This window comes from Streptomyces sp. BV286, from assembly GCF_019090165.1.
In the GTDB taxonomy this organism is placed as follows: domain Bacteria; phylum Actinomycetota; class Actinomycetes; order Streptomycetales; family Streptomycetaceae; genus Streptomyces.
Window position 1 is genome coordinate 1 of record NZ_JAHRIB010000159.1, and the last position, 19902, is coordinate 19902.

Below are 19902 nucleotides of genomic sequence, written 5' to 3' on the forward strand. Positions count from 1 at the left end.
CTGCGGGGTGAGTTGCCCCGCCTGCTCTTGCCGGCATGACCGTATGCGTCGCGGCGAGGGCGGCGATCACACCTTTCGAAAGGCTCGAGGTGCGCTGCCGGAGCACTGATTCCAGGGGCACAACCCTGGGGAGCAGTGTGCCGGGCCCCGGGATGGTACGGAGAAGTTCAGGCGGTCAGGGCCTGTTCGACGCTGGGATGGAAGGAGATGACTGTGTCCAGGCCGACGACCCGCAGAATCCGCAGGACGGCTCCCTGGGCGCCGGCGATGCGCAGCCATCCCTGCGCTTCACTTGCAGCCTGATGGGCGGCGAGGAAGACGTTGATGCCGCTGGAGTCCATGAATGTCACACCGCTGAGGTCCGCCACCATCCGCGGTGATGCCGTGCTCTCGGAGGGCAGCAGAGCTTCGGTGAGTATGTCCTTGACGGTGCGGTCGATCTCGCCGTGCAGAGTGATCACCCGGACGCCGTCGGCGGTGGTGTGGCCGATCGCCAACTGGCCGGACTGGCCTGCTCCGTGGGTCTCTGTCACCGTTTCCTCGATTGCGCTTGCTGAAGGGTGTCTCGGGCTCCGACACGGCAGGCACCGGAGTGCCCCGATAGTACGGCGGATATCCGTTCGTACGTGGCTGCTGCTCAGGGGACTCGTGGGGATGGTGCGGGGTACCCGCAGCGTGGAGAGGCGGGAAGAGGCGGAGCCGGTGGAATCAGTTCCCGAAGGCGACGGCGAGGGCGAGGGCGAAGGCGGGGACAACGGGGCGGGCGGTGGCGGTCCGGTGCAGGATGCTGTTGCCCTGGAGGGGGAGGGGCCGGTCATCGCCCGGGCGCGCCACGGTGCGGTGGGTTTCCTCAGCCGCGTCCGGGCCGGGTACGGCCTGCCGGTGTCCGCACGTGCGAAGGACCTGACCCAGTGGGTGGTCAGCGAGCTGGTCACCAATGCCCGCAGGCATGCTCCCGGCCCGGTGTACATGGAGCTGCGTATCTGCGGCTTTGCGGTGGAAGTCGTCGTGCGGGACGGCGATCCCGTTCTGCCGGTGGCCCGGACTGCTGATGCGGGGCGGGTCGGGCAGCAGGGTCTGGAGATCGTCACGGCCGTCGCGGAAAGTCTGGGGATCCGGCGGGAGCCGGCCGGTAAACGCGTCACCGCCCGCATCGTCCTGCAGGAGTGATCCCGGCGGGAAACGGCGGTGGATGCCGCCCTCAGCAGCGGCCCGCGCAGCGGCTCGGGCCGCAGGCTGCGGGTGTGGTCGTCCTTGTCATCTCACCGGCCGGGCACGCGCAGTTGGCTGCGGTGTCCTGCGGCCGGGGTTTGTTCAGTGACTGAAGCCACCCGGATACAGACGTTGGCCGTGTCGTCCGCGCGGGGCCGCGGCGGTCCGGATCGTGCCGGGAAAGAGCCGCGTCCGGGCCGGTGTGCGGAGCGGTGCGTGGCCGGCTCGTGCCGGGAAGCCGGACCGTGCCGGCGGCAGATATCCGCGTGAGGTCCCGTGGCGGGCGTGGAGAGGCGGCGTCCCGGCCGGGAGCCGGCGAGGCCGGTGGGAGGTGCGGCTGGTCCCTGGCCGTGTCTGCGGGCCGGGACGGGCCGCGCACGGGACCTGACGCCGCTTCAGCGGGCAGCGGCCGGCCGGAAGCGCGGCAGATCGGAATTTTGTGGCGAGCATGCCGTCCCCCCGGGGCGTGCTGGATCTGCTGCGCAGTCGGCGCTGAGCTCACAGGGCGTGCTTGGCAGGCGGAAGAGTTCTGTGGCCCGGCTGCGGTGTCCTGGTGTGGTCTGGTTCTCACCGCGAGTAGAAAATAACGCCTACCCGTTTTGTTTGTCGAGCAAGCATGGCATCTGCCTTGTCAAAGAAACGTCAAGAAGGCTGGGACGGCAAGGCATGTGAGGGTGCGGTGCGGCGGTGGCGAGGGGTGGTTGCGCTCGGCCGCGTGGTGGTGCCGCTGCTGCGGGCGCGGCTCTCAGGGCGGATGCCGTGGGTGTCTGCCGGTAAGCGGCGGAGCGGTCTGTTGTCCGCCCGGGGCCGGGTGGTGGTCTCGTGCTCCCGGCCGGACCGCGCGGGCGGTGTCTGCCGGAGCGGCGCGAGGGGCGGAGGCGGGGCCCGGCACCGCCCGGGCCCCGCGCGGGAAGCCTTCTCCGCCGTGGGGCTGCTCGGAGGGCAGACGGGCCGGCCGGCACCGTTCACGGCCGTGGCGGCCCTGATGCCCGGTACCGGGGATCTCGCGGCACCCGCACGCGTGGGGGTGTGCGCTGTCCGCTTCGCCGGGCGGCGTGCCACTGTCCGGGGCCGGGCCCGGGGCGTGCTGGTGGGCCGCTGGTGCGACGGCGCGAGTGGAGAATGTAATTCCACTTCCCGTCCCGCGTACCGGCCGGTAACGCCTAGAAATGAAACCGGTTGGTATGTATCTTCGGTGGGGCGGAGATGCAGACCGTCCCGTGCACGTTCAGACGCGATCCTGGGGGATACATGTCAGCGTTGGACACGTTCCGGTACGAAGCACCGACCGTCCGGTCTTCGGGTCAGGGCGGGGAAACCGCGCCCGCCCTGACCCGCTACGGCTCTCTCACCTCCACCGTTCCCAAGGAGCTGGTGCACCGGGCGGCCGTCGCGGAGGTCCTGCTCACCGGCTGGGAGCGGCGCGGGGATGCCCGTTTCGCGGTCACCGCCCAGTGGCCGCGGGCGCACAGCTTCTTCACTCTGGCCAATGGCACCCATTACGACCCGCTCATGGTCACAGAAACAATCCGCCAGGTTGGTTCTCTATTGGCGCATGCGGAGTTCGATGTTCCTCTCGGTCATCAGTTCCTGATGCGCGACCTGCAGGTGGCCGTGGAGCCGCAGCATCTCGGCCTGGAGGGCGTTCCGGCCTCCCTGGAGCTCGAAGTCGATTTCACCGACGTCAAGCAGCGCCGCCAGGGTCACGCGGGTGCCTCCTACGAGGTGGTCGTCCGCCGTGACGGTCATGTCGTGGCCACGGGCGGGGCCGCCTACACCTGTGTCAGTCCCGAGGTCTACCAGCGGGTGAGGGCGGGGCGGCTGTCCGCCGGGCGTCCCGCGCTGCGGCTCACCGCACCGGTCTCGCCGCAGAGCGTGGGCCGCATGTCGCCCATGGACGTCGTGCTGTCCCCGCTGGGCGAGACGCACCGCTGGCAGCTGAGGGTGGACAGCCGCCACCCCATACTGTTCGACCACCCGGTGGACCACGTGCCCGGCATGGTGCTCATCGAGGCCGCCCGGCAGGCCACCATCGCCGTGCTCACGCCGATGGCGCCGGCCGGGGCCTTCCTGCTGCCCACCCGGATCGTCAGCGGGTTCCAGCGTTACGCCGAGCTCGACAGCCCCTGCTTCATCGAGGCGCAGGCCGTGCCCGCCGGCCCGGACGAGGGCCTGGTGCTGGTGACCGGCCGGCAGAACGGCGAACCTCTCTTCAGCACCACCGTCACGGCCCGCAGTATCCGCGCCTGACCGGTGCGGGGCCGCCTCCTTTACGGTGCTGCGGCTCCCGGTCCGAAGGACTGTGCGTGGTCCCGCGCCCACACGCGGAACGGCCTGGGCGCCCGGCCCGTCACCGTCTGCACGGTGTCCAGTACCTGCGCCTTGGCCCCGGCCCGCTGCCGCAGCGCACTGTCCAGCAGGGCCTGGGCCACCGTCTCGGGGTGGCGCCGCAGCAGCGCTTCGCGTGCCTGCTGCGGCGTCAGTTCCTCGAACCGCAGCGGCCGTCCGAGTGCCTCGGCCAGCTGCCGGGTCTGCTGCGCGGCGGTGAGCGGATGCGGCCCGGTCAGGGTGTAGGCCCGGCCGCTGTGGCCGTCCCCGGTGAGTGCGCGCACGGCCACCTCGGCGATGTCCCGGGGGTCGACACAGGCGTTGGGGCTGTGGCCGTACAGCGCGCGCACCAGGTTTTCCCCGCGGACCGAGGGGGCCCACGACAGGGCGTTGGACATGAAGGAGCGGGGGCGCAGCAGTGTCCAGCCGAGGGGTGAGGAGGTCAGCGCTGATTCGCAGGCGCGCTGCCAGCGGGTGATGGCGTCCTGTGCGCCGGGGTCGGTGACGGCGGCGGCCGAGAGCTTGACCACGTGCTGCACGCCGGCTTCGCGTGCCGCGTCGAGGAAGGCGGCGTCGTCCTCGCCTGCCACCCGGCTGGTCACCAGCAGGGCGCGGCGCACACCGGTGAGCGCCCGGCGCAGGCCGGCCGGGTCGCCGTAGTGTCCGCGTACCGTCTCCAGGCCCGCACGCGCGACGCTGATCCGGGAAGGATCCCTGGCCAGGGCGCGCACGGTGCAGTGGGCGGGCAGCTGCTCGAGCACCAGGCGTCCTACCGTGCCGGTGGGTCCCGTCACCAGGATCATCTGTCCCCCTTCGGCGTGGACTGCCGGGAGTCCGGTGCCGTGGTCGTCGGAGAAAAGTCGTCGATTGACCGGGCTGCGGCCCCCGTCCCGGTGTAAGATACATACTCGACGGTTTTTTTGTGTTGGGTCTCATGGCCCAGTGACTCTGAGAATGGAGGGAAACAGTGGTCAAGCAGGACCGGGCGATTCGCACCCGCCAGACCATCCTGGCGGCAGCAGCGACGGTGTTCGAGAAGCGGGGATACCAGGCCGCCACCATCACTGAGATCCTCGCCACCGCCAACGTGACGAAGGGGGCCCTGTACTTCCACTTCCAGTCCAAGGATCACCTGGCACAGGGCGTGCTCGAGGAGCAGGACCAGCGTCTTGTGGTCCCCGCCCGCAACACCAAGGTGCAGGAGATCGTCGACACGGTCGCGCTGCAGGCCTACCGCCTGCAGACGGACCCGATGGTCAGGGCAGGCGTGCGCCTGTCCCTGGACCAGCAGGCGACCGAACTCGACCGCAGCGGCCCCTTCCTGCGCTGGAGCGAGATCGTCCTCGGCCTCCTGCAGGAGGCCGACGGGGAGCTGCTGCCCCATGTGGTCGCCACCGAGACGGCCGACGTCCTGGTGGGTTCCTTCGCGGGCGTCCAGGCCATGTCGCAGACGATCAGCGGCTACCAGGACCTGAACCACCGGATCTCCGGACTGCTGCGGCACATCCTGCCCAACGTCGTGCTGTCGTCCGTGCTCGCCACCCTGGATCTTTCCCCCGGCCGGGGAGCCCAGGTGTACCGGGAGGCGGGAGGCACCCCGACGGTGGAGGAGCCCCCCGCGATAGTCGCTGCCGCGAGCTGATGACGGACGTCGCCCCGGCCGGCCCGCTCCCGCGGCGGGCAGGTCACCCCACGGGGCGTACGTCACTCCCGTCGCTCAGGTACAGGGCCAGGGTCGCTTCCAGGCCCGCGCCGTCGGAAGCCCAGGCGATGTAGCCGTCGGGGCGTACGAGCAGCGCGGCGCACGGAACCACCGCCACCGGCTCGGCCCGTACGATCCGCACCGACCGGCCCCACGCCTGCGCGGCCTTCTCGTGCTGTTCGCAGGTGTCGGTGCCGAAGAGCAGGAGCAGCATCCGCCCCTCGCGCAGCAGGCGGATCACATCGGCCGGCCCCGACTGCGTGGTCAGGGCGATGTTCTGCAGGAACTTGCCCTCCCACGCCGAGGGAACGGCCGAACGGGCGGGCAGCACGGTGTCCTGGGCGCTGATCATCGCGCCGAGGTGGGAACCGCCGGGGTCCGTGGCGAGCAGCCCGCTGAACAGGTTCCGCAGCGAATCGAGCCGGACCTCCGGGTGCATCAGGGAGACCTGCGCCCGGACGTTCTCGATGACGCGCTCGGCCGCGGGCCGGCGTTCGGTGTCGTAGGAGTCCAGCAGGCTCCCGCCGGCCGTGCCGCGCACGGTGGCCGCCAGTTTCCAGCCCAGGTTCAGGGCGTCGAGGATCCCGGTGCTCAGCCCCTGCCCCCCGATGGGGAAATGCAGGTGCGCCGCGTCTCCGGCCAGCAGGACGCGGTCCTTGCGGTAGGTGTGGGCCAGCCGCGCGTAGTCGCTGAACCGGCTCAGCCACCTCGGCGCGCTCATCCCGATCTCCCGGCCCATGATCTGCGACGTCTCCTCGCGCAGTTCGTCCAGGGACAGGGGCTTGCCCCGGTCGGCGTGGGTCCGGGTGAAGTTGACCGTCCGCAGGTGCATCCCGCCGTCCGCGGCCTCCTTGGCCACGACCCATCCGCGCGCGGTGCGGTGCCATCCGCCGCTGAGGGAGTCCGCCTCGTCCAGCCGTACGAGGCCCATCATCGCGGAGACGGTGGGGGCGTACGTGTCGCAGCCGATGCCGGCCAGCTCGCGCACCGTGCCCCGCGCGCCGTCGGCGCCCACCACGAACGCCGCACCGAACTCCGCGTGGCCCTGCGGCCCTTCGGCCACCACCCGCACCCCGTCCGGCCGCTGTGCCAGCCCGGTCATGCGGTGCCCGCGCAGCACCTGCGCACCGCAGGCGCGGGCCCGCTCCTCGAAGAGCCGCTCGAGATCGGCTTGGGCCCGCTTGAGGACCGGCTCGGGTTCGGCCGCGGGCGCGGTGATGTGCAGCCCCGCAAGGCCCGCGAAATGGAACGGACTGCTGACAGTGCCCGCCGCGGGGGAGAACTCGGGGGCGGGCAGGTATCCCCGTCGCGCGAGTGTCTGCGTCGTTCGGGCGTGCAGGGTGGTGGCCTTGGGCCGCGTCGACGTACCGGCCTCGCCCTCCAGGACCACCACGCTCACGTCGTAGTACGCCAGTTCGGCAGCGAGCAGCATGCCGACCGGCCCTCCGCCGACCACGACCACGTCCGTAGGTATCGGACGTACCATCCGGGACTCCTCGTCTCCCCTGACCTGCGCTGTCACGGATCCGCCCCGCAGGCACACCCGTCCGCCCGGTCAGCGGCACGACCGGCGGCCGTTCGAAACATACCCGAACACAACGGACTTCGTGGGGGAGTTGTGAAGCCTTGGCGGCTCTCCCGCGACCGGCGCCCCGTGACGCAGCACAAGATGCCGCGAGGGCCGGGAGACGCAGGAAACCGTGCGTGCGGTTTGTTATTCTGGGGGAGGGACGCACGGCAGTGCCGGCCGCGCCCCCTTCGTCCTGCCCCGCACATCCGCAAACAGTGGAGTTGAGATGGCCCAGCAGGACCGCGCGCTGCGCACGCGAGCCGCTCTGATCGCCTCCGCCGCCGAGGTCTTCGACCAGCACGGCTACCCGCTCGCGTCCCTGGCCACGATCAGTTCACGGGCCGGAGTGAGCAACGGGGCCCTTCACTTCCACTTCCCCAGCAAGGCGTCACTGGCCGACGCCGTCGGGACGTCGGCCGGCCACCGGCTCGCCAAGATCACCGGGCGCAACGCGGGCCCGCTTCCCGGCGGTTCTCTGCAGCTCCTCATCGACGCCACCCACGAACTGGTCCGGGGCTTCGGTGACGATCCGGTACTGCGGGTCGGCTTCCGCGTGGCCCGCAGTGTCCAGGCGAGCAGCCCCCCGGCCGCCGGCCCGCGCCGCCACTGGAAGACGTGGGTGGAGCAGACACTTCACCAGGCCGCCGGGGAGGGCACGGTGGCCCCGGGAGTTCCCGCACAGGCAGTGGCGGGCACGGTGGTGGCCACCACGCTGGGCCTCGGCGCCCTGGGAGGACGGAACGGGTCCTGGCGTTCGCCCGGCACCGTCACCCGCCTGTGGGAGCTGCTGCTGCCCGGCCTCGTGACGGGCGGCGTCAGGGGCAAGCTGGTGACCACCGGGACCACCGGGACGACCGGGACGACCGGGACGACCGCCGGGCACCGCTGAGGCGTGCGCCCGGCAGCCGCGGCCCGCGGTGAGGGCCGGAACACCGGCCGGGCCTGGCCTGGCCCTCCCCTGAGCAGGCACGAAGCCCCAGGCCCCCTCCAGGCAAGGGCCTGGGGCTTCGTGTCGACGCGGTGGCTCTCCCGCCCGGCCGGCTGTTCAGCCGGTCGTGACCGGCCGGAGCCGCCGCGCCTTCACACGGCGTCCTGGCGCCGCCGGGTCGGCCACGGTGCCGGCTGTCTGGGCCCGGAACTCCCGGTGCCTGCTGGTGTCCAGCTTCTCGGCGACCCTGGCCAGGGCCCTGTCTCCGGGGCGGACCGCGATGTGGAAGTGCGACGCCTTCGCCGGTTTCAGGTCGCCACCCCAAGCGACCGTGCCCTCGCAGTCGACGAGGATGTCCCTCACGATCGCCTCATGATGCGGCCACAGCCGCTCGCTGCCCGCCAGGGGATAGGCCCGGGGGTGAAGGGCGATGGCGGTGCCGGAGAGGTAGTTCGACTCGAAGGCGGCGCTGACGGTACGGCGGGTGGTGTGGGCGGTGATGCCGCCGCCCTCTCCCGTGTCGATGCCGGCGATCTCGTAGTGCCAGCGGCGCGCGATGTGCAGGAGGATCACGGCGGCGTCCCCCTGGTGCAGGGACACGGACCGGGTGGTGCCTTCGATGTGGTGGACCGCGACGGCGACGGGGTCGATCCGCCAGCCGTTGGAGGAGGACTTGCGGGTCCACTCGGCCGGGCCCGTGGGGTCGTCGGCGGCGTTCGCGGCGGCGGCTGGGAGCACGGTGCCCTGGGCGACGACCAGAACCCCGGCGCCCGCGGCGGCGTTCAGAAGACTGCGTCTGGAGATCATGGGGGATTCCTCACTCACCGGTCACGAGGGCGGACACGCCGGGGTCGCTGTTCAGACGCCATATGTTGTGGTCAAGTCCCCAGCCCGGCTGGAAGTCGTACTCCTTGATCTGGTTGAACGACCAGTTCTCCGGCAGCGGGTAGCCGAGGTTCCCGGAGAATCCCCAGGACATGCCCGAGACGAACGACCAGGTCGCCCCGACCTCCTTGGAGACGCGGATGCACACGTTCCGGGAGCCGTAGACGCCGAAGGTGTACCGTTTTTCGAAGTCGGCGAGGCCGTCCCGGACGCCCCTGAAGTACCCCAGCACGTGGCTGTCGATCTCCTCGTCCGTGGCGTCGTAGTCGATCGCGAAATAGATGCAGGTGCGGGGGCCGATGCGATGCTCGACGGCCTTCCGGTGGGCCCTCGCTCCCTGGTCCCGTCCCTTGACGTAGGTGAAGTTCTCAAGCTGCGTGCCGTTGTACTGGAAGATCGGGAAGAACCGCAGGCCGGCGTTGAGGATCGTCTGCGGCTCACCCGGCTTGAGCGCCTTGCCCAGGTAGTACGGGTCGCCCGGGCTGAGATGCTCGTCGAGGAACCGGCCGACGATCTCGTAGCCGTTCGCCTTGAGCAGCCGGCCGCGCTCCGCGGTGATCTCGGTGATGCCGTCGCAGCCGGCCGCGTCCCGCGAGGTGTCGCCGGACGACACGAGGAGCTGGGCCCACGTCGTGTAGTCGTTGTGGCCCGTGACGGGGAGCTGAGAGAAACGCTGGAAGTTCTGTACCCACCCCAGATGGGTGCCGGTCTGGGTGTCGATACCGATATCCGCCGCCAGATACTTTGTCGCACCCTGCGGTGTATAGGTGGGTGAGTTGAAGTAGCACGCGGCGCGGAAGAGATAGCGCAGGTCGCCGGTGAGAGTGGTGGAGCCCCTGCCCTTCAGAGCGGTTTGGGTGCCGGGCCCGAAGTACCCGTTGATGGAGCTGAGGGCGATGCCGGTCTCGTACTGGATGGCCATCATCAGACCCTGCTGGACATCGCGCGAGTAGACGCCGTCACAGGGCACGAGGCCCATCGCGGGAATGCCGACGCTTGCGACATAACGGGAGTTGAGCCGCTGCTGGATGCTGCGGATGACATCGTCCCCGCCCTGCACCTTGCGGAACTGGTCCATGCGCATCAGGGCTCTGACGACGTGCGGCCACAAGGCCCGGCGCTTTGCCAGATCGGCGTACGGCAGGCCCATGTCACCGTAGAGCTGGGCGAGGGCGTCCTCAGAGTCTCCTGTCCAGCGGTCGAGGTCCGTCGACGTCCAGTAACCCTTGGCCCACAGCGCGCCGTTGTAGATCCTGATCAGGTTCTTGTTGCCGTCCTCGCCCGGGAGCAGCCCGCGGTTCTTGACGGCGTTGAAGGTCCCGGGACCGAAGTTCTGAACGGTGGGCGATATGCCGAGTTCATGCTGGAGTCCCTGCGTGAGCGACAGCACCGTGGGCCATCCGGTGTACCCGGTGTCCGAACAGGCGACGTATCCGGACGCCGTGGCGTAGGCCTCATTGACCCATTTCTGCGTCCGGTACACATAGATATCGGCCGGGCCCCGCCACGATGCCGAAGGGTCGATCGTCGATCCCGGCCGCGCGTACATGTGAAGGTTTCCGGGGCATTCCGTGTCCCACCCGAAGGAATGCGGAAGGATTTTCTCGCCGGCCGGCCGGGTGCTCAGTCCTCGCAGATGCTGGATGAGATCCCTGATCGAGCGCAGCATGGCCTCGCTGGCCAGATTGCCGGAGCGGATCAATCCCAGGATCGAGTAGAACCCTGCGTTGCGGCCCACTTTCTCGTTGTCGTACTCGAGTTCCCCGCCACCATTGGCCTCACCGCGCTCGTACCCCCGCCCCATGTAGATGTGGCCGTGCTGGCAGACGACGAAGTTGTAGGCGATGTCGCCGAAATCCTCCAAAAGGTGGCCCACGTAGACGTTGGCGATTTCATTGCGGCAGTCCTCTTCCGTCACCAGGTTGCCGGCGTTCCCTGAACCGAGGTAGTGAATGAACACCCCCATCCTGCCCGACCAGGGATCAGTGGTGTTCGCGATGGGCTCTGACGAGGCATGTGCTCTTGATACGAGGGGTGCGTACTGTCCCCAGGTGGCGCGGTTGTTGACGGTGACGGACATCGTTCCTCATCTCGCGGCGGTTGGTCAGTCCTACGCTTGCTGTGCGGAACGGACGCGTCAGTCCCGGCAATGCGGCACGCCGTCAATCCAGTTGGTCTGGTTCTTGATGTAGTAGCTGGCCATCCAGCCGCGCGTGCCGTTCTCGGTCATGACCCACACCCAGTACGGGTTGCCGCCGACGGTCAGTCCGCCCTCCTGCTGGCAGTACACCCACACCACCTTGGGTGCGCTCACCGTCGCCACGATCCGGTCGCAGTAGTACGGCCCCGGGTACAGCTGGCAAAACTCGCCGCCGTTACGGACATTGACGCCCGAGGCCCAGACGCCGTAGTGGTCGATGCCATGTCCGTCCGCCTGCGCGGTGCCCGGCGCGGCAAGCAGGGCCGCGGCCGTCAGGACCGCGGTACCGGCGACGGTGGCAAGTCTCCTGAGGAAAGCGGCTGTCCGGCCGCGGGCGGACGTGGGCAGGACGGAGCCCGGCTTCAACATGGTGATTCCCTTCAGTGACGAGCAATACGGGAGGCCCGCCTGCTGGACGCCGCACACACTTCGGCGCCACTGCGGGACCTTGGAACCCACATGCGGCGGCTCGCCCCTGACGGATGTCAGGGTTGAGCGGGCGACTCCCGGGGCCACGATGGCGAAGCCCCGGGGGCACCCCCGGGGTGCCGCGTCGAAGAGGACGCGGCACACACGTGCACCTCATGTGGTCGCCCTCAGGGTGTCCCGGGTCCTGGCCGCCCGGCATCCACTTTCGGTCTCGTCCGAACGACCCTGGCGCGGCAGGACCTCGTTGCCTCCGTCGCCGCCGTGCGCCGCACGGGCGAGTGGAGGCGATGACAGCCGTCACAACAGAGGGCTTCGTCCGTGCTGCACCTGCACTTCGCCGCGGAGGACCCGAGTCGTGCCCGGCTCGCCGCGGAGAGCGATCCCTCGACCCGCCCGCTGCTCCAACTCGCCCCGCCGCGCGGATATCCGCCCGACTTCCTCACCCCGTCCGCAGGGCCGGAGCAACCGATGCAGAGCCCGTCGTGGAGGCCGTGATGAGCACCGATCGCACCCCCCCCCGGCTGCGCCGCGAACTCAAGTTGCCGGCTGCCCGGGGCGCCACGCCGCCGTGGACGCACGGGCCGGCCGAGGAAGACGCGGAGACCATGCGCCGGCGCGGCGCTGAACCGCACGTATCGCTTCCGGCAGGTCAGCGGTTGTAAGGACAGCAGACGCAGCAGAGTTACTCATTTCCGGAACCATGAGACGGCACTCACAGCCCAGTCCGGGCGGGTTCTGAGCTGCCAGGTCCGCCCGTGCGCCGGCAGCCGCCGCCGTACCGGCGGTGGCCGACGCGCCGCGCACCGCAGGCGGGCCGGAGCGGCGGCCGGGAGCGCCGGCTGGCCCTGGGGAGCCCCGGTGGATCCGGGCCGCGGACGGCACGGGCACCGGGGCAGGCTCACCCGATGGGGGAGCGGGCTTCGCCGGTGCGTGCCGCCGAACCGGCCGGCTCGAGTGCCGCGAGGGCCTCGGGGCGGGCGATGCACGGCAGGATGAGCGCCCAGAAGGCGGTCAGTGCCTCGGCGGAGAACCAGGCGGGGTCCTCGCGCCCGAGGAGCTCGAAGCCGGTGGTCGCCGCGACGACGGTGTTGGCCACCTCGGGGTGCTCGGCCCCTTCGGCCAACAGCGCCTCCTCGAAGGCCTCCGCCAGCAGCTGCCGCACGCACACACGCCACTCCTGATGGAGGGTCGGGCTGATGTGGTGCGGGGCCTCGTAACTCAGTTTGAAGCCGGCGCGCGCCACGACGTCCCGTCTCATCCGGCCGGCCAGGGCGTGCGAGGTGTCCGTCAGACGCTGCAGCGCGTTCATGCCGGGGCGCTGGGCGAGCCAGGCCTCCCGGCGCAGACTCACCCCGGCCGAGGCCTCGACGGTGGAGGCCATCGCCGCCTTGTTCTCGAAGTGGAAGTGCAGTGCGCCCGGGCTGACCCCGGCGCTGGCACTGATGTCGGCCAGCTTCGCCTGAACGTATCCGTGCCGCTCGAACGCCTCAGCCGCGGAGCGGATGAGTGAGTCGCGTGTGCGAACGGCACGTTCCTGTTTGGTCACTGGTGCTCCTTGAGTAGGAGGGCTGCACCTTGAGCTTAATGAAACCAGCATAGCGGTTTCTATTGGCTTCGGCGGTCCGCGTGCGCCCCTCCCGCCCGCGGGCAAGCAGGGCGGGCGGGTGCGGCGAACGGATGAAGTGCGCATATGGGGCGGGAGACTCGCGGCGGTCCTGGCGTCAGGGAGATGTCGACCAAGGTATTGAAACCGACGCAGCGGTATGATTTTCTAGGGTCATCCCGGTTGAAGGGGTCGGCGAACGCGTCGGCTCCGGCAGCTCCCAGCCTGCGCAGGCAGCGGCTCGGAGAGGCTTCCTTTCGTGGCAGGCAGGCAGCCTGAGCAGGTGTTTCATCTGTTCTGACCGACCGGGACGGGCTCCCGCACTTGCGTCGTACATCCCCCGAGGTGCAAGTGCGGGAGCGTTCTGTTTCATCCCCCGTCGCAGCCGGACATCTTCAAGGCTGCGCTAGGGGTCGATAAAAAACCCGCACACTGGTATTTTTCAATCCAAGGTTGTTGCGACCGTCGAGGGGAGCCGCGGTGCACCTGCAGCAGTTGCGTGTCAAGTGGCACGCGATGAACGGATCGGCGCCGGCACAAGCGTCCGGGCACCCGCACCGGACCCGCACCCCGCCGTACCGATGCACCGGCGCCACCGCCCGCACCCGTGCACCCGGTGAGGAGAACTCCCCGGGCACACCGCCTTGTTCAGCGCTCCCGTGCCGCACCGGACGCACCTCGGTCCGTCCGTGCGCCGCCCGGCGCGGCGAGCACACCCGGCACCCACAGGGACCCGCGCAATCACGGGGGAGGAACCAGCACGCCATGAAGGACCTGGACACCCGCACCGCCGCCCTCGCGGGCCGGCCCGCCACCGGGGGACCGGCCCGCCCCTGCCGGTGCGCCGTGCGGACCGCCGCCGCCGGTCGCACGCCGACGCCGCGGGAGGGATGGCTGTGAGCACGCAGCTCGCTGTCGTCGCCGGCAGCGCCCAGAGCCCCGCGACCGCGGTCGAACCCGCCGGGCGTCCCTCCGGCCCGCGGGCCACCGTCGCCGTCAGTGAGCTGTTGCCCTCGGACTCGCCGCGGGTCAACGGCGAGGACGACGAGCATGTGCGGCTGCTCTCCGAGCTGGACGCCCCGCTGCCGCCGATCCTCGTGCACCGGCCCACGATGCGCGTCATCGACGGCATGCACCGCCTGCGCGGAGCCCAGCTGCGCGGGGACACGGAAGTCGAGGTGGAGTTCTTCGACGGAGAGCCGGCGGACGTCTTCGCCCTGGCCGTCAAGCTGAACGTCTCCCACGGCCTTCCCCTGACCCTGGCCGACCGCACGGCCGCAGCGGCACGGATCGTCACCGACCGGCCGCAGTGGTCGGACCGCCGCATCGCCGCCAACACCGGCCTCGCCGCCGGCACCGTCGCGGCCATCCGGCGCCGTTCAACCCCCCAAGGCGAACAGTCGAACACCAGAATGGGGCGCGACGGCCGGGTCAGGCCGCTGCACGCCGCCGAAGGGCGGCTGCGGGCCAGCCGGATCATCGCCGAGCACCCCGAGGCCTCCCTGCGCGAGATCGCCCAGCGCGCCGGTATCGCCACCGCCACCGCCAAGGACGTACGCGACCGCATCCGGCTGGGACAGGACCCGGTGGCTCCCCGGCCCCGGACCGTCCCCTCCCAGGCCTCGCCGGCCACCACGTCCCGGCCGGCCGGCAGCCGTGCCGCCATCCGGACCTCCGCCGCGGCCCTCAGCCTGATGCTGCCCAACATGAGCAAGGACCCCTCGCTGCGCACGGAGTCCGGCCGGACCCTCCTGCACCTGCTGAGCCTGCACGCCATCGGTGACGAGGCGAAGTGGAGCCGCCTGGCCCAGAGCGTCCCCGGACACCGCGCCGGAACGCTGGCCCAGGCCGCCCGCCGCTGCGCCGAGCACTGGCTGCGCCTGGCTCACGAACTCGAGATGCGGTGCCCGTGACACCACCGCTGCCTCTCCTTCCCTCCACGGGCGCAGCCGCCCCGGCCCGCCTGCCCCCGGCGAAGACCCGGACGACGGCCGGCCAGGTCAAGAAAGCCGCAGCACACGAAAGCGGCCCGCCTCACGCACCGCCCCGCAATTACGGCCCGCCCGGCCCAGGGACAAGCATCCTCGGGCTCTGCCGGAAAAGGCTCACCAGATGGTCGATCCGGTTACGGAGAAAACCCCGGTGAACTTTGCACAGCACATCGCCGGCACAAAAATTTCTGAATTCATGACCGACATTATTGGAGGAGCAGTGCGAACCCATTCGCGTTGCACGCCGGACCTGACTTTCCCGGCGCAGACCCGCACGCACACCGACGGCGGGGTGTGAGCCATGACCGGAATTCCCGAACTCATCGCCGAGACCCCCTACATCTGGCGCGCCAGGCGGGGCGACCACCGCCACCGCCTGATCTGCTTCCCGCACGCAGGCGCCGGAGCGGGGGCCTACGCCGAGTGGGCCGCCCTGCTCCCCCCGGAGATCGAACTCGCCGCCGTGCAGCTTCCCGGGCGCCAGAACCGCATCGCCGAAGCCCCCGTCACGGCGGTGGGACCGCTGGTCAAACTGCTGACCCAGGCCCTGCGCCCCGTCATGGACGGGCCGTTCTCCTTCTTCGGCCACTCCGGAGGCGCCGTTCTCGCCTTCGAACTCGCACGGGCCCTGCAGGCGAAAGGAGGCCCCCAACCCAGCGGGCTCTTCCTCTCCGCCCAGTCCGCCCCGGGAACCGCCGGCCGCATCAAGCAGCTGCGCGACCTCACCGACGACGACCTGGCCGCCGAAGTGGTCCGCCTGGGCGGCATCGAACCCGAGATCGCCGAGGACCAGGACGTCATGGACGCCCTCCTGCCCACCCTGCGAGCCGACTTCGACCTGTGGGAGCAGCACCGCATCGAATCCGGCCCCCGGCTGAAGAGCCCCATCACCGTCCTGAGCGGAGCCACCGACCCCCGCGCACCGCTCGACACCCTCGACGGCTGGCGCGAGCAGACCGAGGGCGCCTTCACCACACGGCTCTACCCCGGAGGCCACTTCTACTTCCTCCACGACCCGGCCGAGCTGATCCACGACATCAGCCAGGCACTGCTGCAGCCCGAGAAGGCAGGGAGCGTTTCATGAGCACCTCAGGACCCCTGGAGCCGCACCTCATCGAGGAGATAGCAGCCGCCGTACGGGCGGTGCCCGGCGTCCAGCAGGCCGTCGCCGTAATCCGGCAGGGCGCACGGGCCATCACCGCGGAACTCGACCCGGCCGCCCCCGCCCCCGCCCNGGCCGGCCCCCGCCGCACCCCGCGCCCACCAGGCCACCTCCCAGCTCTACGGCGGTGACCTCCACATCCCCCAGGGCGGCGCCCGCACCCTCCAGGAGGCACTGCGCCAGGCGGCGGCGCAGGCACCCGACAAGGGCACCGTCTACGTCCGGGCCGGCCGCGAGCCGCAGTTCCAGAGCTACGCCGAACTCCTCACGGAAGCCGAGCACGTCCTGGCGGGCCTGCGGGCCGCCGGACTGGAGCCGGGCGACGCGGCCCTGTTCCAGTTCGAGGACCACCGCGCCTACATGACCGCGTTCTGGGCCTGCGTGCTCGGCGGGTTCGTCCCCACCCCGGTCGCCGTGGCCACGACCTACACCGCGCACAACGAGACCAACCGCAAGCTGCGCAACGCCTGGGACCTGCTGGAGCGGCCCACCCTGCTCACCGACGCCGCCACCGCACCCGCCCTGCGGGAGGTGCGCAGCCTGTGGAACGAGTCGACCGTGCGCGTCCTGGAGGTCGAGACACTGGCCCGGCACACCCCCGACACCCACTGGTACGCCTGCGGGCCCGACACCCCCGTGATCAACCTGCTCACCTCCGGCAGCACGGGCGTCCCCAAGTGCGTCCAGCACACCAACGCCTCCGTCGCCGCCCGCAGCTGGTCGGCCATCCAGGGCCGCGGATACACCAGCGACGACGTCAGCGTCATCTGGATGCCGCTGGACCACGTGACGATGGTCTTCTACAACATCCGGGACGTGTTCCTGCGCAGCCTCCACGTCAACGGGAGGATCGACGACTTCCTCGGCAACCCCCTGATGTGGCTGGACCTGCTGGACCGCTACAAGGCGACCAACACCTGGGCCCCCAACTTCGCCTTCAACCTCTTCCACGAGTACGCCGGCCAGGTCGCCCAGGGACAGTGGGACCTCTCCCGCGTCCGTGAACTCGCCAACGGCGGCGAGCCCGTCATCGCCGCGAACAGCCATCGCTTCCTCGAATTGCTCAAGCCGCACGGCCTGCCCGCCGACGCCATGGCGCCCGCCTGGGGCATGTCGGAGACCTGCTCCGGCGTCACCTACTCCACCCAGAGCCGCGAGGACCGCACCGCCGGCACCGTCGTCGTCGCCCCCTCCTCCTTCGACGGGGACCTGCACTTCCCCGACGGGGCCGGCGGCAAGGACGCGGTGTCCTTCTCCACGGTCGGAGCACCCCTTCCGGGCGTGACGGTCCGCACCGTCGACGCCACCGGAGCCGTCCTGCCCGAGGACCGGATCGGCGAACTGCAGATCCGCGGCGTGACGATGATGCGCGGCTACCACGGCAACGCCGAGGCCAACCAGGCCGCCTTCGACCCCGAGGGCTGGTTCCGCACCGGCGACCTCGCCTTCGTCCACGACGGCCAGCTCGTGATCGCCGGACGCAAGAAGGACCAGATCGTGGTCCGCGGCGCCAACTACGTGGCCCACGAGCTGGAAAGCATCGTCGAAGAGGCCGAGGGCGTACGGGTCACCTACTCGGCGGCGGCAGGCGTCCGCGAGCCGGGGGAGGGCTCGGACCGCCTCGTCGTCTTCTTCGTCCCCACCCGGTGGGACACCGACTCGCTCACCCGCACCCTCCAGAACATCCGGACCGGGCTCGGCCGCGAGGCCGGCCTGGCACCCGACCTCCTGGTCCCCGTCACCTCGGCCGAATTCCCCAAGACCGCCAGCGGGAAGATCCAGCGCGGCGCGCTCGTCGCCGACCTGAAGGCAGGCCGCTTCGCCGACCGGATCGCCCAGGAGGAAGAGGACGGCACCCGGCCGGACACCGCCTTCTTCCGCCGCCAGTGGTCCCGCCTGGAGGAGGCCGCCGGCCACAGCGGCACCGACGGCGTCCGGCTCGTCTTCGCCGAGCCCGGCGACCTCCCCCTCCTGGGACTCGACCGGGGCCGCACGGTCCTGGTCCGCCAGGGGGAGGACTACGCCCAGGAAAGCCCCGTCACCTTCCGCGCCGCACCAAACGACAGCTCCCAGATCAGCCGGGTACTGGCCGAGGTCACCGCCCGGTACGGCCCCATCTCCACGGTCGTCCTCGCCGGATTCCCCACCGAAGGCGGCGAACGGCCCGACCACAGCGCCCGGCTCCACGAGATCACCAGCCGGCTGACCTCCCTGACGGCGGCCCTGGACGGCGCGACCTGGCCAGGCGCCGCCGCCCGCCCGCTGCTGCTCCTGCTCACCACCGGCGCCGTGCACGTACGCCCCTGGGACAGGATCGACCTCGGCGTCTGCGCACTGCCCGGAATGGTGCGCACCGCCGCCACCGAGCTCTCCCACCTCACCGTCCGCCAGCTCGACCTGCCGGCGGACCGGGACAAGTGGCCGGCCGCCGTCGCCGCCGAACTGGCCGACCGCTCCCACACCGGAGTGGTGGCCGCCCGCGAGGGCCTGCGCTGGCAGCCCCGCCTGCGCCCGGTGCCCGAGGCCGAGACGGGCGGCCCCTCCGCGATCGTCCCCGGCGGCCTCTACCTGGTCACCGGCGGGCTCGGCGGCATCGCCCACGACATCGCCGGATACCTCCTGGCCGCCTACGGCGCCCGCCTGGTCCTCGTGGGACGGTCGGCGGCCACCGGACACAAGGCGGACGCCCTGGCCGAACTGGCCGCCCTGGGTGAACTGGCCTACGTGCAGGCGGACGTCGCCGACCGCACCGCCCTGGCCGCGGCGGTGACCGAGGCCGAGACCCGCTGGGGCCGCACCCTCGACGGGGTGCTGCACCTGGCGGCGGCCGATGTCAGCGGCCAGTGGAAGGACCTGGAACGGCACACCCTGGCCAGGGAGTCCAAGGACACCTTCACCGCGCAGTACACGGCGAAGGTGGCCGGCACCCTGGCCATCGCCTCCGTCCTGGAGAGCCGGCCCAAGGCCTCCCTCGTGCTCTTCGGGTCGGTCAACGGCGAGTTCGGCGGCCGCTCCTTCGGCGCCTACTCCGCCGCCAACACCTTCCTGGTGGGCTTCGCCGACCACTGGCGCCACGAGCGCGGACGCGATGTGCAGTGCCTGGCCTGGAGCATGTGGAACGACGTCGGCATGAACCAGGGACAGTCGGCGGCCCTCGCCGGACAGCGCGGATTCCGCGCCATCGACCCCGACGACGGACTGCGGGCCTTCCTGGCCGCCACCTCCATGCCCCAGCACTACCTCCTGATCGGCCTGGACCTGGAGAACCCGGCGATCCTCGCCGAACTCGCCACCGACGAACTGAGCGCCCGCGAGGTCCTGGTGGCCTTCACCGCCGGCAGCACCACCGCGGAGGCCGTGCACGCCGCCATCGAGCCCGTCCTGCGTGACTTCCCCGTCCCGGTGCGTCTGATCGAGGTCACCCGCATCCCGGTGGACGCCGCCGGCGCCGTGGACACCACCCAGCTGCTCCTGGACGCGGCACCCAAACGGCCCGGCACCCGCCGGACCTACCAGGCGCCCGCCTCGGACACGGAGCGCCGGATCGCCGCGATCTGGGAGGACGTCCTCGGCCAGAGCACCGTCGGCCGCGACGACTCGTTCTTCGACCTGGGCGGCAACTCCCTGCGGGCCACCCGGCTGCTCGCCCGCATCGACGAGGAACTGGGCATCCGGCTGACGGCCAACCAGCTGTACGAGAACCCCACGGTCGCGGGCCTGGCCCACGCACTCGACCTCGTCGGCCCGGCCGAACCCGTGGCCGCCGGCTGACCGCAACAAGGCCGCCCGGGCGGACACCCTCCCCGCACGCCCCTATTCATGACGGTGCAATTCCCTTTTCCGCGCCGGAATGAATTCCTCCAGGAAAGCGCCCTCCCCTTTACGCCGCCGG

The 19902-nt window shown here is 70.8% G+C and carries 17 protein-coding genes; 10 read left to right on the forward strand and 7 right to left on the reverse strand.

All coding sequences use genetic code 11. The annotated features are described in order from the left end of the window. Positions 1-167: 167 nt before the first annotated feature. Positions 168-533 carry an STAS domain-containing protein gene (locus KUF83_RS42130; protein WP_308403179.1) on the reverse strand — a complete coding sequence of 122 codons (366 nt, stop codon included), beginning with the start codon at positions 531-533 and terminating at the stop codon, positions 168-170. A gap of 169 nt (positions 534-702) precedes the next feature. Here KUF83_RS42130 and KUF83_RS28590 point away from each other — a divergent pair, with 169 nt between their 5' ends. Continuing rightward, positions 703-1170 carry an ATP-binding protein gene (locus KUF83_RS28590; RefSeq protein WP_374106185.1) on the forward strand — a complete coding sequence of 156 codons (468 nt, stop codon included), beginning with the start codon at positions 703-705 and terminating at the stop codon, positions 1168-1170. 1293 nt (positions 1171-2463) lie between these two features. Continuing rightward, positions 2464-3462, forward strand: coding sequence for a ScbA/BarX family gamma-butyrolactone biosynthesis protein (locus KUF83_RS28595; RefSeq protein ID WP_217457862.1), 999 nt, complete (start codon positions 2464-2466; stop codon positions 3460-3462). Between the two features lie 20 nt (positions 3463-3482). Here KUF83_RS28595 and KUF83_RS28600 read toward each other — a convergent pair whose 3' ends face one another. Beyond that, positions 3483-4343, reverse strand: coding sequence for an SDR family oxidoreductase (locus KUF83_RS28600; RefSeq protein ID WP_217457863.1), 861 nt, complete (start codon positions 4341-4343; stop codon positions 3483-3485). 164 nt (positions 4344-4507) lie between these two features. On the opposite strand from KUF83_RS28600, the gene KUF83_RS28605 reads away from it, so the two are divergent. After that, a complete protein-coding gene (locus KUF83_RS28605; protein ID WP_217457864.1) occupies positions 4508-5182 on the forward strand; it encodes a ScbR family autoregulator-binding transcription factor in 675 nt (224 codons plus the stop codon). Positions 5183-5225: 43 nt separating this feature from the next. Here KUF83_RS28605 and KUF83_RS28610 read toward each other — a convergent pair whose 3' ends face one another. Next, positions 5226-6728, reverse strand: a complete 1503-nt coding sequence (locus KUF83_RS28610) for an FAD-dependent monooxygenase (protein WP_217457865.1) — start codon at positions 6726-6728, stop codon at positions 5226-5228. 310 nt (positions 6729-7038) lie between these two features. Here KUF83_RS28610 and KUF83_RS28615 point away from each other — a divergent pair, with 310 nt between their 5' ends. Further along, positions 7039-7701, forward strand: coding sequence for a ScbR family autoregulator-binding transcription factor (locus tag KUF83_RS28615; RefSeq protein ID WP_217457866.1), 663 nt, complete (start codon positions 7039-7041; stop codon positions 7699-7701). A 156-nt stretch (positions 7702-7857) separates the two neighbouring features. Here KUF83_RS28615 and KUF83_RS28620 read toward each other — a convergent pair whose 3' ends face one another. From KUF83_RS28620 to KUF83_RS28630, 3 genes are all read right to left on the reverse strand, one after another. After that, positions 7858-8547, reverse strand: a complete 690-nt coding sequence (locus tag KUF83_RS28620) for a hypothetical protein (RefSeq protein WP_217457867.1) — start codon at positions 8545-8547, stop codon at positions 7858-7860. Between the two features lie 10 nt (positions 8548-8557). Continuing rightward, positions 8558-10591, reverse strand: coding sequence for a glycoside hydrolase domain-containing protein (locus KUF83_RS28625; protein ID WP_217457868.1), 2034 nt, complete (start codon positions 10589-10591; stop codon positions 8558-8560). Positions 10592-10762: 171 nt separating this feature from the next. After that, positions 10763-11194, reverse strand: coding sequence for a hypothetical protein (locus KUF83_RS28630; RefSeq protein WP_254644528.1), 432 nt, complete (start codon positions 11192-11194; stop codon positions 10763-10765). 378 nt (positions 11195-11572) lie between these two features. On the opposite strand from KUF83_RS28630, the gene KUF83_RS28635 reads away from it, so the two are divergent. Further along, positions 11573-11749, forward strand: a complete 177-nt coding sequence (locus tag KUF83_RS28635) for a hypothetical protein (protein WP_217457869.1) — start codon at positions 11573-11575, stop codon at positions 11747-11749. A 403-nt stretch (positions 11750-12152) separates the two neighbouring features. Here the strand turns inward: KUF83_RS28635 and KUF83_RS28640 are convergent, their stop codons facing one another. Next, entirely contained in the window at positions 12153-12800 is a 648-nt protein-coding gene (locus KUF83_RS28640; RefSeq protein WP_217457870.1) for a ScbR family autoregulator-binding transcription factor, read from the reverse strand. An 822-nt stretch (positions 12801-13622) separates the two neighbouring features. Here KUF83_RS28640 and KUF83_RS42645 point away from each other — a divergent pair. From KUF83_RS42645 to KUF83_RS28660, 5 genes are all read left to right on the forward strand, one after another. Beyond that, positions 13623-13757, forward strand: a complete 135-nt coding sequence (locus KUF83_RS42645; RefSeq protein ID WP_302828553.1) for a hypothetical protein — start codon at positions 13623-13625, stop codon at positions 13755-13757. Further along, a complete protein-coding gene (locus KUF83_RS28645; protein WP_308403180.1) occupies positions 13754-14770 on the forward strand; it encodes a hypothetical protein in 1017 nt (338 codons plus the stop codon). The genes KUF83_RS42645 and KUF83_RS28645 overlap by 4 nt, the downstream gene beginning before the upstream one ends. Before the next feature lie 199 nt (positions 14771-14969). Continuing rightward, positions 14970-15146, forward strand: coding sequence for a hypothetical protein (locus KUF83_RS28650; protein ID WP_217457872.1), 177 nt, complete (start codon positions 14970-14972; stop codon positions 15144-15146). 3 nt (positions 15147-15149) lie between these two features. Next, positions 15150-15932 carry a thioesterase II family protein gene (locus KUF83_RS28655; RefSeq protein ID WP_217457873.1) on the forward strand — a complete coding sequence of 261 codons (783 nt, stop codon included), beginning with the start codon at positions 15150-15152 and terminating at the stop codon, positions 15930-15932. A gap of 252 nt (positions 15933-16184) precedes the next feature. Beyond that, the gene (locus KUF83_RS28660) at positions 16185-19781 is read left to right on the forward strand and encodes a non-ribosomal peptide synthetase (RefSeq protein WP_254644535.1); all 3597 of its coding nucleotides are present in this window, start codon (positions 16185-16187) and stop codon (positions 19779-19781) included. The last annotated feature ends 121 nt before the right edge of the window (positions 19782-19902 follow it).